Below are 15,057 nucleotides of genomic sequence, written 5' to 3'. Positions count from 1 at the left end.
TCATTAACAATTTTAAATTAATATCCTGGGTTTTGGTCTAAGTTGGGATTGGCATTGAGATCTCCTGACGGTAAGGGGAAAATGCTTAAATGATCCGGTAAGGAGGTTCCGTTTTCCACTCCTCCTTTCCAGTCCCATAAATAGGTGTTTCCGGTATATTGCTGGAAACGTATCAAGTCTGTTCTACGATAGCCTTCCCAGCCGAGTTCCCGTCCTCTCTCATCCAATATGAACTGAAGGTCGATGGCGGTAACGTTTCCGGAGGCATCTCCATAAGCTCGCTGTCTAATATCGTTTACGTAGCCTAATGCGGTGGCCTCATCACCACCTCCTCCTCTAAGGAATGCTTCTGCGTACATCAAAAACACATCTGCCAGGCGGAATAGGGGCAAATCGATATCCGGATAGGTATTGTCTTGTCCAGGCGAACCGCCGGAAGTCAAGTTCCTGAATTTTGTATAGCCAAATCCTTCTTGAAAATCGCTTCCCGTGGGAGGAGAAGTAAGTTCCAGCGAATGTCCATCTTTAAAGAAGAAAGAAGCTCTTACATCCGGGCTATCCTGAAAGGGATCATCACCCGGAAATTCGAATAAGCGCACAAAGTTTTCTTTGCATGTAAGTGCTGCGAATCCACCCGTGTTCGCCCCGAAATCGCCAGAGGAGTTGATGTTGGCATCCAATGTGCCATTCACCATAATGAACATGTAGCCAAAGGACTGTGTTTCTATTCCGTCGTGGGTGATGGGGAATATGATTCCCTGGGCGGTATTGTTATCTGCCAGGAACAATTCGTTGTAATTCGGGTGAAGCGAATAGCCTGCACCAATTACCCGGTCGCAAAAACTTAAGCAGTCACTATAACGATCTTCTCCTATATACACCTGTGCATTGAGGTAAAGTCGTGCCAGGAGTGTCCATGCAGCGGCCTGATCGGCACGTCCATATCCGTTTTGTCTGGCTGGCACCAACAAATCCGCAATTTCAAGCAGTTCGGATTCTATGTAACTAAATAAGGCACTGGCATTTGTTTGTTCTGGTAAAACCGCACCAGGCAAGTTGTCTTCAGTCACAAAGGGAACGTTTCCTCCAAAAATCTCGAGCGCATGGTAATAACTTAGAGCTCTGAGGAATCTTGCTTCGGCTCGATAGAAAGCTACATCAGTTTGAACATCGGCCGGAACATTTCTGCTATCCAAAACCGATTGCGTGGTCTGTCTTAAAAACTCATTAGCCTGTGTTACCTGAAAAATGATCCGGTTATATACAACAGAAATCACGTCATTGTCAGGTGTCCAGGTATTGATCAAAAGTTCTCCGACCCCGGCATCATCGTATCGCCACTTCACCGCATCTGCAGTGAGTTCGTTCAAATAGAAATAGGTTCTGATATATTGTGAATTACCTTCATCAAAACCGATAAGGTCTCCCTGTCCGGATGGTCCCTGTTGTCCGGTGACTGAATACCCCGCATATATTTTGGCCAAAAACTGTAGATAACTTTCAGGGTCGTCAAAAGCATTTACGGAGTTGACGTTATTTGTATCAATGTCATCCAAATCATCCGTGCAACCTAAAAGAGCCAGGCTGAATACCAGGATAAAAAGGAATTTATATATTTTATTGATCTTCATCTCTCTTTGTTTTTAAAAGTCTAATGACAATCCTGCTTGTATTGTAAAAGGTCTTGGGTAAATATTATTATCAATTCCGTTCGTTATCTCCGGGTCAAGACCATCATAATCGGTAATTACGAATACGTTCTGAAGCGTACTAAAAATTCGCATTCTTGCGTCTTCTTTCCATAGATTGTTAAAAGTATAGCCCAGGGTCATATTATCCATTCGAATGAAAGAGGCATCCCGAACATAGTAGTCTGAAAATGTTATCTGATTACTGGTACCTTCAAAGTTGGATTGCAAAACCGAAGTGGCCACATTTCTTAAATCCTGACCAACGTTCAGATTCCTATAGTTACCTCTGTTAAGGTCTATACCATTATAATTGTAATTGCCGTAATTGGCGCGCGCGGAAAAACTGAAGTCAAATTGTTTATAAGTAAATCTACTATTCAGTCCAAAGACAGCCAAGGGAGCAGCCTGTTTATATGGTCTTCTATCCAAATCATTGATGACCCCATCATTATTTAAATCCCTCACTACGCCTTCAATGGGTCGGCCTTGTTCATCGTATATTTGTTCAAATACAAAGTAACTTCTGGTGGGTTGGCCCACTAAATGCCATTGCGCTCCATCATCGCCTCCAATTCCAATCAATGATGTCCCACTCACAGGAATACCACTCCCTGGATCATTTCCTGTTTGGAAGAGACGATCAATTTCGTTTTCGTTATATGCAAAGTTGAAACCAAGATTCCAATTGAAATCTTGAGTATCGAAAACCGCGGCATCCAGAAAAAACTCCACCCCTTTATTGGTAAGGCTTCCGATATTGGTAGGAAGACGGTTGGTAAGGTTACTTCCGGCAGCTACATTGACGGTACTCAAAAGATCTTCAGTTTCACGATAGTACAATTCAATGGCGCCACTTATCCGGTTATCAAAAAGACCAAAATCCATACCAATATTATAGGTTGTCGTTTCTTCCCATTTGATGTTGGCATCGAAAGGCTGGGCCCTTATAGTTGTAACGAAGATGGGGTTACCGTTGGCATCTTGCCCTAATTGAGTGGATGCTCCATTTTCGCTTGGTGCAAACTGTGGTAAAAAGGGTTGCGTATCGGTACCTTGCAATACGTCTTGCTGCCCGGTAATACCCCAACCCAACCTGAGCTTTAGATTGGAAAGCGTATTGGAATTAGCCAGGAAACTTTCATCGCTTATGTTCCAGGCCAATGCCGCGGCCGGAAAATTACCCCAACGGTTATCACCTCCGAAACGTGAGGAACCATCCCTTCTGTAGGTCAAGGTCAACAGATACCTATCTTTGAAGGTGTAGTTGAAGCGCCCAAAGAACGATTGTAAGTTGCTTTCTAAAATAGTGTTGATGACCAAAGGATCTCCAACACCGTCCCCTCTTAGATCTACGCTCATTCGGTCTTCATAAAAATTTTGATAGGAATAACCCGCGGTAAAGTCAAGACGAGAGTTAATTTTTTCAAATTCTTTGGCATACTTTAAATAAACATCCATCAATTTATTCTCTTCGTCCTGCTCAAAGGTCCTTATCCTTCCATCTACGATGGCCTGGGCCGCTAAGGTAGCCGGCTGATTGTCCGTACCGTCTCCTATAGATTTATCAATACCCAGATTCAATGTCGCTGTGATATCCGGAAAGAAGTGTAAATTGTAATCGAATTTTGCATTTCCCACAAACCTTCTTGCAATGGCATTGTTATCCCGAAGTTCCAATAAGGCGAGTGGGTTATTTATGGTGTTGGTAGTCGCTGAGCCATCTGCTTCATAGTAGTCAAAGAAACCACCTGGAAGATCCGAGGCAAAAACCGGTTGAGTGGGGTCAAACTCCAATGCACTGCCAATAGCTCCTGTATCCGCGAAATTGTTCTCCACATAAGAGCCCCTACCATTGATTTCTATCTTCAGTTTATCATCGAAGAGTCTTGGTGTGACGTTAAGTGCCAAAGTGGTACGCTCCAAAGCTTCAGTTTTAAGAATGCCATCCAGCTGGGTATAACCTATAGATGCCCTGAAGGGAATTCCCTTGATTCCGCCACTTACGCTAAAATTGGTGTCGGTTCCTGTGGCCGATGAAAAAATCTGCTCTTGCCAATTTGTATTTGCCTGGCCCAAATCTTCAACACGGCCAGGCAGGCGTTGCCCAATAAGTTCACGATAATCTTCAGCACTGAATACTCCTACAACCTCCTTTAACGTATTTACCGAGACAGAAGAATTCAGAGAGAACTTAAGATCTCCGGTGGTTCCCTTTTTTGTAGTGATGATTATAACACCATTTGAAGCTCTTGATCCATAGATTGCCGTTGCCGAAGCATCCTTAAGAATAGAAAAGGAAGAAATGTCATTTGGGTTCACAAAATCAAAAACGTTTCGTGATCCAGAATTCCGTTGTTCATCCAGCCCCGGACTGTCCAGTGGAACCCCGTCAATAATGATCAAGGGGTCATTGCTTGCGTCCAGTGAAGATCCACCCCGAATCCTAATTTGGCTACCGCTACCTGGCGCACCTCCATTGGTGGTGATGTTAACACCAGCTGCCTTACCTACCAAAAGGTCTTGAGGCGAAGCTATGAAACCCTGGTTCAATTCTTCCTCCGTAACACCGATTACGGAACCTGTGGCATCTTTCTTCGTAGTGGTACCATAACCTATTACCACTACTTCTTCCAACGCCGCGGCATCTTCCGTCAATGAAATATCCAAATTTCCTGAAGTTACAGTGACTTCAACGGTTCTAAATCCGATATAGGAAAAGATGAGTATGTCGCCAATATTTGCCGAAATTTGATAAACGCCATCAAAATCGGTGGTGGTTCCGGTGGTAGTTCCTTTAATAATTACATTGACGCCCGGAAGGGGCTCGTTAGTGCCTTCTTCTGTTACCGTACCTGTTACCCCATCTTGGCTCAATACCCAGAGCGGAATTAGAAAGAGCATCAACAATAACCTTGAAGTTTTCTCATTCATATCAAGTGTAGTTTGATGTTAGCTTTGATTTAGAAATTGTAAAAATTTTGTTAAAAATATTATCGAAGCCATAAAATTTCGCTTCATTTTATAAAATGACCTGAATTTGCTTTTTGATTTTTGAAATAAGAATACCCTCCCTCGAATAAAATCATGCACTGTTCTTGGCCTATTACTTAGCAATAGCCTTGTTCCAATGATGTGTGGTGTGTGCTTTCATTTTTATCGATAAAACACCTATGAATTTTTCCGCTAAATACATGAATTTGAAAAATGGTTTGGACTTCAATAATTCATCTGTTCGATCTAATCGATAGCAAAAACTTCGGCTCGCATGAGCGTCCTACCCCCTTTAGGATCATGCGAGCAAAGCGAGGTTAATCCTGGGAAAAGTTCAAGATTAAATTTAAGTACAAGTTCAAGGCACTTCGAAGTAAAAAAGAAACAAGGCTAGCCAATTTCAGCTTTGGTGAAGGGTCAATTTTTATTGAATCTGCCGCTTATATCTTGTTCCAAAAAGTAGGAACAGCATCGCTTTGTAATTGTTCCCTAAATTTTCTCTGAGGATGCTGAAAGCTTTTGTTATCTGGGCTTCCACTGTCTTGATTGAAATGTCTAGGTATTCGGATATTTCCAGGTTCGTCAGGCCCTCCTTTCTGCTCAAAAGAAAAACCTCCTGGCACCTTGGAGGTAGCTTTTGAATTTCCTCCATGATCTTGGTCATGATCTTTTCCCAGGAAGTTTCATCGTGCAATGCTACTGTTTTTTCCAGGGCTTTGAAATATTTTTGCTCCAGTATCATCGTGGACCTTTTCTTTTTGTACTGATTGATGAACTCGTTATACACAGATTTGAATAAATAATTCTGAAGAGAGGATTCTATCCGAAGTTTTTTACGTTTTTCCCATGTCTTAAGAAAAACATTTTGAACAATGTCTTGCGCCATTTCATGATGGTTAGTCAAAGTAAGGGCATAACCAAACAACCGCTGACTGTAAGAATCTACCAGATATATAAAGGAGTTTTCGTCACCCCTTTTTAAACTGGATATTAACGTTATTTCATCCATGTCCATTTTACGATAAACAAAAAAAAAGGGCTTAGCAATGCAAATATGAAAAAAAAATTATAAAAAAGTTAGGGTATTGAAAATCTGCCCTGTCTTTCTATCGAAGAACAATTCTTAAGCGCATATTGGAAATAATACAAATAATACACAAGTATTTATTAAACGAAGCTTCATCAGAAGATCTTGATTTTTTGTCCGATTGGATTCTTAAAGAAGGTAATGAAACCATTTTTGAGAATGAAGTAAAAATCCATCTTGAAACTACAATGGCCATGAACCAACCAAATAAGGATGAAATTAAAAAAGAACTGTTTAAGCGGATTAAAAGGGACAAAAGTAGACGGCTTGTCAATACGGTAATTAAATATGCCGCTGCACTCACACTTCTACTAACCATAGGATACTTTTTCAACAAACAGAACCAAACGGAAGACATAATATCCAATAGACTTGTTCCCAAAGTGGAACAGGTCACTATAACATTGGATGACGGGACAGTCAAGGAATTGACCCCTACAGAAAATAAAAAAATAAGAAAAGCAGATGGGACTGTAGTAGGCTCACAGGAACATTCTAAATTAACGTATTCCAAGGGTACAAAAACAGAAGAACTGGTCTATAATACGCTACATGTGCCTCATGGAAAAAGATTCGATGTTGTGCTGTCAGACGGTACGCATATCTTCTTGAATTCAGGAACCACTCTGCGTTATCCGATTGCATTTGTTGACAAGCAACCCCGAACCGTTTTTTTGAATGGTGAGGCCTATTTTGATGTAGCCAAGAACACAGAACACCCTTTTGTGGTTAACGCAAATGGGATAGACGTCCAGGTATTGGGCACAAAATTCAATGTGTCTAATTATGCCGAGGAAATGGGTATCAATACGGTTCTGGTTGAAGGCTCTGTGGAACTGCAAAGGAAGGACGAACTACATGCAAAAGAAAAAAAACCATTGCTGCTCACACCAGGGTTTATGGCACATTGGGATAGGGCCAGTAATGAAATAGGGGTCGAAAATGTGGATACCAGGTTATACACCGCATGGATTGAAGGTAAGCTGGTTTTCAGAAATACTTCCTTTCTAAAGATTAGACATACCCTGGAACGAAAATACAGTGTAACCATTAAGAACCGCAACAAAGAGCTGGATGAACAACTTTTTGATGCCACATTTGATATAGAGACCATTGATGAAGTATTGGAGTCCTTCAGCAAGAGCTTTGCCATTGATTATTCCATCATTGACAATGAAGTAATTATAGAATGAACATTCTTCTTAGAATTTGCTATTTGAATAATCCAAAAACATAAAAAATATGATGAAACCTTTGAATTGATTGTAGCAAATCATGCATAAAAAAGAATCGGAAAATGCGGACACATTCTCCGATTCGGTGCAATGATTTAAATGAATTTAAACCAAATAACACAACTAAAATATGAAAAAACTCAGTAATTCAAGAGGTACTGAGCGATACCTCTTTAAACTATCTCTGAAAATGAAGCTTACTGTATTATTAACTATGGTTTCCCTTTTTCAGATTCAGGCTCATACCTATTCACAGACCAAAAAGGTGTCACTTGATATGTCAGATGCTACAGTGGCAGCCGTAATCTATGAAATTGAATCCCTTTCCGACTTTAAGTTCTTGTTGAACAGAAGGGATGTTGATGTAGATAGAAAGGTATCCATAAAGGTTAAGAAAAAGTCCATTGCATTCATTTTAAATAGAATATTTAAAGGGACAGATGTTGAGTATGAAGTATTGCAAAAACAGATTATTTTAAGAAGTAAAAAGGGCAATCTGAACTCCTTGAATGGGGACAAAAGTGATGATTCATCAGATAAAACAGTCCAAATCCAGGTGACCGGAACCGTGACGGACGAAGCAGGAGAGCCACTTTTGGGAGCCAATGTAATAGAAAAAGGAACAACAAACGGAACTCAAACTGATTTTGAAGGAAAATTTGTCCTTACCCTTTCAGATGAAAATGCAACCTTGCAGGTATCCTATATTGGCTTTGCCACCAAGGAAGTACCTCTCAATGGAGCAACAACGATTAATATCACTTTGGAGGAGAGTACCGCCGGATTGGATGAGGTTGTATTGGTAGGTTATGGGGTACAACGAAAGTCTGATGTAACAGGTGCTGTGGCCAGTGTGGACGGGAATGCTATTTTGCAAAGACCGGTTGCCAATGCCATTCAGGGCCTTCAGGGTCGTGTGGCCGGAGCCAATGTATATTTGAATTCCGGAAGCCCAACGGCCCAGCCCAGAATCATTATCAGAGGACTGGGCACTATCAACTCCAGTTCCAATCCCTTGTTTGTGGTGGACGGAGTGGTTATGGAGGACTTTCAGTTTCTTAATCCTAACAATATTGAGAGTATAGAAGTACTCAAGGATGCCTCCTCAACTGCCATTTATGGTGCCCGTGGGGCAAATGGCGTTATTTTGGTTACCACTAAACGGGGCGGCAAAACGGAGGGTATCTCCGTGTCCTATGACAGTTTTTTAAGTATAGGACGCTTGCGAAAAAAATTAGACCTCTTAAACGCGGAAGAGTTCCTGGAGGTAGTGGAAACCGGTTTTGCCAATACCCCTAAGTATCGGGACGATGTAACTGTGGCGCCTATATTGACAAGAAGTGATCCTCTACTCTTTGATGCCCAGGGTAATCCCCTCTACGATACAGATTGGCAGGAGGAAGCAACCCGCACGGCCATTACACATAATCACCAATTGGCAATACAGCAAAGCAAAGGAAATTCTTCAGTGGGAGCTTTTTTCAATTTTTCTGACATTGAAGGGATTATGCTCAACAACGATTTGGAACGCTGGAATGCAAAATTGACCTATGACACACAAATAAAGGATTGGCTGTCCTTTGGGGCCAACCTGTTAGTGAACTATACCAAGGAGAACTCTTTTCAGGAAGATGGGGGCAACCAAAATCCCCGACGAACCATGATAGAAATGCCTCCCATATTTCCGGTACGTTTTCCAGACGGTAGCTGGTCTAACAGCCGTACAATTACTGATAACTTTAATTTGGAGGCCATGGCCAATCCCGTACATGTTTTAGAAACCGAGGTACGGCGCAGGTTGCGGAACCAGGTTTTTGGAAATGTTTTTTTCGATTTCAAAATTGCGGAAGGCCTGACATTCAGGACCCAGTTTGGTGTTGACAGGCAGGACCGTACCTTTCAAAATTTTGAACCCAATGATCTGATCAACATCTCCGCACCCTTGGGTGATGCCAGTGTCTTAGAGCAAAAAGTGACCTTTTGGCAACAGGAGAATTTTCTTACCTATAACAAGTCATTTGAGAATTCCCGTATCAATGCAGTCTTAGGGGCCAGTTGGCAGGCACGTGATTTTTTTAGTTTCCAGGCGAGATCCGAAGGGTTCCCGGATAATTCCCTCTCTTTTTATCGTCTCCAATCGGGTAGTATCCCGGATGAGCCCGAATCCGGATTTAATGATTGGACTATCAATTCCTACTTTACACGTGTAGGCTATACCTATAAGGACAAATATTTGGTGACCCTGACGGGCCGTTTGGATGGCTCATCCCGTTTTGGGGCCAACAATAAATACGGCTTCTTTCCGTCTCTGGGACTGGGCTGGGTACTGTCAGAAGAAGATTTCCTTTCGGAATCTTCCTTTGTAGATCGATTAAAGTTAAGGGCAAGTTACGGGGTTACAGGGAATACGGAAATAGCACCCTATTCCACCTTGTCCACAGTTAACACGGGTACGGCCTTGATTAACGGGCAACGCGTCAACGATAGTTTCGTAAGCCGTATTCCCAATCCTGATGTGGGCTGGGAGACCACCACTCAATTCGATGTAGGTGTGGAGTTGAGCACAAACACCAATCCCAGGATTAGCATGGAACTGGATTATTATTACAAGCTTACGGAAGATCTATTGCTCAACAGGCCCATCCCGCGCTCCACTGGATTTAGTTCGATTCGTGATAACATCGGCTCCATTTCCAATAGAGGTACAGACATCTCCATTAGTTCGCTTTACTCTAAGGAGGATTTCTTTTGGGAGGCGATATTTAACCTGAACTACAATAAAAACCGTATAGAGGAATTGGGGGCCAATGATGAGGATATCTTTCCCGGTCCTAATTTTGTTTCCGGGAGCAATACCATTCTCCGTGTAGGGGAACCGGTGGCCTCTTTCTGGGGACTGGAACGCTTGGGGATCTGGGGTACGGACCAGGCCGCAGAAGCGGCCGCAGTCGGTGCCCTGCCTGGCGAGGCCAGGCGTTCTGCTGAACGGACCATTATCGGTAATGGCTTACCCGTGTGGACTGGAAGTTTTATTAACACCTTCCGTTTGGGCCAGTTTGATTTTACTGCAGATCTCCAGTTCGTCTTTGATGTGGATATTCTACAGCAGGCCCTGCATTCTACGGAAGATCGTTCAGGTATTGCCAATGGCCTGCAGACCATCCTGACTGAGGGCTGGACCCCGGAGAACCAAAACACCCAGGTACAGGAGATTCGAAACCAGGGTACTTCTGGCCAGAACAGCCAGGTGGACAGCCGCTGGGTCGCAGACGGGTCCTATCTGAGGGGAAATTTATTCACATTGGGCTACACCTTCCCCGATACATTTGTGGATTCCATTGGCCTTAAAATGCTCAGGGTCTATGGAAGTGTGGATAACGCCTTTGTGATTCAGTCCGATGATTTTCAGGGATTTGACCCCGAAGGTTCATCGAATAATAGTCAATTTGGACAAAACATTTTCTTTTTCCAGTATCCAAGGCCCAGAACCTTTACCCTTGGTTTTAACCTTAAATTTTAACAACTATGAAAAATATAAAGATAATAGGCTTTTTAGGGTTACTGCTCTTTACAGTTTCCTGTGACGATTTTTTGGAGGAGGAGCCACGGGATCAGCAGAGTGTTGACCAGTTTTTTGCCGAGCCTGGACAGGCCGAGAGTGCGGTAAATTTCCTGTATCAAAACGGCGTTCCTGAGATGTTCCTTTCCCAGGGCGTATTCAGGGGTTCCGATGCCATGTACCTCCAATACCTTTCCGGTTTTTTTGATAATGAGTTCAATGGTCAGGAACGCCAGGTAGACCTGGCCCAGCAATTGGCTATTTCACCCACAGAGATAGACCGTGAGTTGAATCGTATATGGCAAAATCTTTATCAGGGTATTTCAGGAGCCAATCTTGCTATTGCAAATATTCCGGATACCCCGGGACTATCAGATGACGAACGTAATGATTTGACTGCCCAAGCCAGCTTCTTTAGGGCCTTTGCTTATTTTTATTTGGTGCGCATGTTTGGTGATGTACCTCTGATTATTCAGCCCGTGGATGGCCTGGATGAGGTTTTTGTTCCCCGCGCCCCGGTTTCCGAGGTGTACGCCCAAATTGTTGCCGATTTGAATGTGGCTACTACTGCTGGAAGCCTTCCTAGTGGCAACATGGTGGAAAATGGTTTCCGAATCACTACGGAAACCGCTCAGATGCTCCTGTCTGAGGTGTATTTGACAATGAGCGGCTTTCCGCTGTCGGATGACAACTACGCCAATTCGGCTACAGCCATCCGGGCCGTAATCAATAGCGGGGATTTTTCACTGGTTCCTCATGATTTAGACGGTGGTGGAAATGTTATTCCGGAGAGCAGTGCCTATAACAAAATGCGCCAGGCGAAGACTTTGGCCAACGATTATATCTACCAAATCGAATATGAGGCAGGTATCCGTTCATCCCCATATCCGCAGTGGTCTTTTCCAGCGTCAGTAAGCGGTTCGGTGGGTTCTGCTTACGCCAATATTCAGAACGCCTATGGCCCCAGACCAGCGCTCTACGACCAATACGATCAAAATCTGGATCTGAGGGTGCAGGAAAAGCAATACTTCCACACTACTTTTACCACAGCCGACAATGAGGAAATTACTTTTCCAGTAACCCCTTATATCTGGTTGGATGAGGAACCCTTCTTTAATTCGGCACAATCTTCCCAGAATTTAAGGGTATATAGCTATCCGGAGGCCTTGTTAATTGCAGCAGAGGCCATAGCCAGATCTGAAGGAGTAACCGCGGAGGCGGTTGACTATCTAACCCAAGTTCGGGCCAGGGCCTACTGGACCACTGATCCCGAAACAATTCGTGCAGGTTTGGCAGTTCTTTCCGTTGGCGATTTTGTTGAGGAGGTGTGGAAAGAGCGAAATCGGGAACTGATATTTGACCAAAAACTTTGGTTTGATATGGTACGTACCCGATTGTATCCAGCCGGAGCCAATGGGGATGTTACCTTCATCAATCTGGTTGGGGCGCAGAATACATTTGGACAGACCTTTCAGGAAAAGCACCTTTTATTGCCTATTTCGATTTCCGAAATGCAAAGGAATCCAGAGTTGGTTCAGAACCCTGGATATTAGGTTCACACAACCTACAGAAGATTTATGTCCAATTATACGTGAATGGAAAATACATACAAGTAATAATAGTTTGTTTTAAGTTAGAGTTAGTTTTAAAACCGGTATACATTTCGTTGCCGGTTTTTTTTAAGCCTTGATGGATTGTTAAGCCCAAGAGGCCTCTACTCTAGCAAAAAACGACACCCAATAAATAGATGAATGTATACGGTACTTCAAGATGGAAGCCATGAAATAAGTGTAGCTACCCGCTTACATATCAATAGAATCACAAAAAAAGTAAAGAAACCAATTGCTGGTTTTTAGAAGCTTATGGCAGAAAGGCTTCCTGCTTTGTATCACATAACCTACAAGACCTGGCGAGCTCAATGGGAAGAAATGAAGCAGTTGTTGCGAAATGGAACAGGCAATTTGAAGAAAACAAGTATATTAAGGAAGCAAGCCTGAACGGTGAGGATTTATTCAACTTGAATTTAACTCATACCCAGATAATTGACGGTGGCGAACTGGAACTGAAAATGTATAACAGAAAAGCTTCCAATACTCCAAAAAACACCCTTATAAACAAAAAAAATGAATAGATTAAATTCACACATTAAAAGACTGGAAATACAAAAAAGAGGAAAATTATTTAGCCTTCTGGTCGCATTTTTCTTATCATATAGTTCCATCACCTCTGCACAAAAAGTTGGTAATCAAGTACCCAAACAAAGCCTGATTCAGTATGTAAACCCATTGATGGGAACAGATTCAAAATACAGTTTGTCTAACGGCAATACGTATCCAGCCATTGCGACTCCCTGGGGTATGAATTTCTGGACGCCCATGACCAGTAAGATGGGAGATGGCTGGACCTATAAGTACAACGAGAACAAAATTAGAGGTATAAAGCAAACACATCAGCCCAGCCCCTGGATAAATGACTATGCAGCCTTCTCCCTAATGGCGGTAACAGGTGAATTAAAGTACCAGGAAGATGAACGGGAATCCTGGTTTTCTCACAAGGCAGAAGTATCTAAGCCTCATTATTACAGTGTTTATCTGGCAGACTATGATGTGACCATGGAAGTCTCCCCGACCGAAAGAGCGGCTCATTTCAGGTTTACCTTTCCTGAGGAAAATTCTTCCTATATCCTATTGGATGCTTTTGAAATGGGCTCTAAAGTTGAGATTATACCTGAGCAAAGAAGAATTGTGGGTTATTCACGCAACAACCACGGAGGTGTTCCGGAGAACTTTCACAATTATTGGGTGGCCGAATTTGATCGTGATTTTGAAATAACCCACAGTTGGAATAACAATTGGCAACTGCAAAAAGACAATCTAGAATCAGAAGGAAACCATGTAGGGGCAATCATTGGTTTCAAGACCCAAAAAGGTGAACAGGTACATGTGAAAGTAGCTTCATCATTCATCAGTGCTGAGCAGGCTCAGATCAACCTCAACAGGGAAATAGGGAATGATTCATTTGAAAAAACGAAACAAAAAGCCCTTGAGGAGTGGGAAAAAGAGTTGGGCAGGATCACCATAGAAGATGATAACATCGATCACATCAGAACCTTCTATTCCTGTCTTTACAGGGTATTGTTGTTCCCGAGAAAGTTCCATGAAATTGATGCCGATGGTCAGCTGGTTCACTATAGCCCTTATAATGGGAAAGTGCTTCCCGGGCGCATGTTCACAGATAATGGCTTTTGGGATACCTTTAGGGCAGTATTCCCCTTTTTCACCCTCATGTATCCGGAACTCAATGCCCGGATCATGGAAGGTCTGGCCAATACTTATAAAGAGTCTGGCTGGTTACCGGAGTGGGCAAGTCCCGGCCACCGTCGTTCGATGATCGGATCCAATTCAGCCGTAAACATAGCTGACTCCTACTTAAAGGGGATTACCGACTATGACGCAGAACTGCTCTATGAAGCAATGATCAAGAACGCCACTACTGAAGAGGGAAGGCCTACTGACAGCGGAGGGGTAATCGAATCCGTTGGACGTGAAGGAGTAGGCTATTACAATTCCTTGGGATATGTTCCTTATGATGTGGATATTAGGGAGAATGCTGCCCGTACCTTGGAATACGCCTTCGCAGATTTCAACATAGCCCAAATGGCCAAAAAATTAGGTAAACAAGAAGATGCCAAATTGTATTTCAAGAGGGCTCAGAACTACAAAATGGTCTTTGACAAGGAATCCGGCTGGATGCGCGGAAGAAACAAAGACGGCACTTTCCAATCACCCTTCAATTTGCTGAAATGGGGAGATGCCTTTACGGAAGGAAACAGTATGCATTACACCTGGTCTGTCTTTCATGATGTTCAGGGGCTCATCAATTTGATGGGCGGAGATGAGGCCTTTGTGTCAAAACTGGATAATGTATTCAGCATGCCTCCTGATTATGACGATTCCTACTATGGACATACCATACACGAGATCAGGGAAATGCAAATTGTGAATATGGGTAATTACGCCCATGGCAACCAGCCGATACAGCATATGATCTATCTCTATAACTATGCGAACCAACCCTGGAAAACTCAGCAGCGTGCACGAGAGGTTTTGACTAAACTATATTCCGCAACCCCTGATGGATATTGTGGAGACGAAGACAACGGACAGACTTCTGCATGGTACGTTTTCAGTTCGATGGGCTTTTATCCGGTAACTCCCGGCACAGATCAGTACGTATTCGGTAGTCCTTTGTTCAAAAAAGTGACGCTCAACTTTGAAAACGGCAATCAACTCACCATAGATGCGCCCAACAACAGCCCCACGAACTATTACATAAACGGAATAAGGCTAAACGGTCAAAGCCATGACCAAACCTGGATAAGCCACGTGCAACTGCAGGCCGGAGGAAGGTTGGAATTTGATATGGTCAATCAAGCGGACTCCGGATGGGGAACGACTAACGCTTCAGTACCTTTTTCAATGACTAAAAAATAAG

Annotated in this window: 8 protein-coding genes; 5 read left to right on the top strand and 3 right to left on the bottom strand. The window is 43.0% G+C overall.

Annotated features, from left to right (window positions below; translation table 11 throughout):
- Nucleotides 1-17: 17 nt before the first annotated feature.
- The 3 genes from GTQ38_RS09815 to GTQ38_RS09805 form a co-directional block, all read right to left on the bottom strand.
- Complete coding sequence (locus tag GTQ38_RS09815) at nucleotides 18-1,631, bottom strand: RagB/SusD family nutrient uptake outer membrane protein (protein ID WP_161435339.1); 1,614 nt, start codon at nucleotides 1,629-1,631, stop codon at nucleotides 18-20.
- A 12-nt stretch (nucleotides 1,632-1,643) separates the two neighbouring features.
- Nucleotides 1,644-4,622: a SusC/RagA family TonB-linked outer membrane protein gene (locus GTQ38_RS09810; RefSeq protein WP_161435338.1), complete on the bottom strand. Its 2,979-nt coding sequence runs from the start codon at nucleotides 4,620-4,622 to the stop codon at nucleotides 1,644-1,646.
- A gap of 484 nt (nucleotides 4,623-5,106) precedes the next feature.
- Nucleotides 5,107-5,691: an RNA polymerase sigma factor gene (locus GTQ38_RS09805; RefSeq protein ID WP_238857887.1), complete on the bottom strand. Its 585-nt coding sequence runs from the start codon at nucleotides 5,689-5,691 to the stop codon at nucleotides 5,107-5,109.
- 191 nt (nucleotides 5,692-5,882) lie between these two features.
- Between GTQ38_RS09805 and GTQ38_RS09800 the strand changes: the two genes are divergently transcribed.
- From GTQ38_RS09800 to GTQ38_RS09780, 5 genes are all read left to right on the top strand, one after another.
- On the top strand, nucleotides 5,883-6,962 hold the full coding sequence (locus GTQ38_RS09800; RefSeq protein WP_161435336.1) for a FecR family protein: 1,080 nt from the start codon (nucleotides 5,883-5,885) through the stop codon (nucleotides 6,960-6,962).
- A 172-nt stretch (nucleotides 6,963-7,134) separates the two neighbouring features.
- Complete coding sequence (locus GTQ38_RS09795) at nucleotides 7,135-10,524, top strand: SusC/RagA family TonB-linked outer membrane protein (RefSeq protein WP_161435335.1); 3,390 nt, start codon at nucleotides 7,135-7,137, stop codon at nucleotides 10,522-10,524.
- 5 nt (nucleotides 10,525-10,529) lie between these two features.
- Nucleotides 10,530-12,116 carry a RagB/SusD family nutrient uptake outer membrane protein gene (locus tag GTQ38_RS09790; RefSeq protein ID WP_161435334.1) on the top strand — a complete coding sequence of 529 codons (1,587 nt, stop codon included), beginning with the start codon at nucleotides 10,530-10,532 and terminating at the stop codon, nucleotides 12,114-12,116.
- Between the two features lie 365 nt (nucleotides 12,117-12,481).
- Nucleotides 12,482-12,694: a glycoside hydrolase domain-containing protein gene (locus GTQ38_RS09785; RefSeq protein ID WP_161435333.1), complete on the top strand. Its 213-nt coding sequence runs from the start codon at nucleotides 12,482-12,484 to the stop codon at nucleotides 12,692-12,694.
- Nucleotides 12,687-15,056 (top strand): GH92 family glycosyl hydrolase, encoded by a 2,370-nt coding sequence (locus GTQ38_RS09780; RefSeq protein ID WP_161435332.1) that lies wholly within the window; start codon nucleotides 12,687-12,689, stop codon nucleotides 15,054-15,056. The genes GTQ38_RS09785 and GTQ38_RS09780 overlap by 8 nt, the downstream gene beginning before the upstream one ends.
- Nucleotide 15,057 lies beyond the last annotated feature (1 nt).

This window comes from Poritiphilus flavus (assembly GCF_009901585.1).
In the GTDB taxonomy this organism is placed as follows: Bacteria; Bacteroidota; Bacteroidia; order Flavobacteriales; family Flavobacteriaceae; genus Poritiphilus; species Poritiphilus flavus.
The sequence above is the reverse complement of the archived record's forward strand: the minus strand, read 5'-3'. Positions and strand labels throughout refer to the sequence as shown.

What these genes read in the sequence shown, in the direction of transcription:
- GTQ38_RS09815 (WP_161435339.1), bottom strand. Translation starts at nt 1,631, where the DNA reads ATGAAGATCAATAAAATATATAAATTCCTTTTTATCCTGGTATTCAGC.
- GTQ38_RS09810 (WP_161435338.1), bottom strand. Translation starts at nt 4,622, where the DNA reads ATGAATGAGAAAACTTCAAGGTTATTGTTGATGCTCTTTCTAATTCCG.
- GTQ38_RS09805 (WP_238857887.1), bottom strand. Translation starts at nt 5,691, where the DNA reads ATGGATGAAATAACGTTAATATCCAGTTTAAAAAGGGGTGACGAAAAC.
- GTQ38_RS09795 (WP_161435335.1), top strand. Translation starts at nt 7,135, where the DNA reads ATGAAAAAACTCAGTAATTCAAGAGGTACTGAGCGATACCTCTTTAAA.
- GTQ38_RS09790 (WP_161435334.1), top strand. Translation starts at nt 10,530, where the DNA reads ATGAAAAATATAAAGATAATAGGCTTTTTAGGGTTACTGCTCTTTACA.
- GTQ38_RS09785 (WP_161435333.1), top strand. Translation starts at nt 12,482, where the DNA reads ATGGGAAGAAATGAAGCAGTTGTTGCGAAATGGAACAGGCAATTTGAA.
- GTQ38_RS09780 (WP_161435332.1), top strand. Translation starts at nt 12,687, where the DNA reads ATGAATAGATTAAATTCACACATTAAAAGACTGGAAATACAAAAAAGA.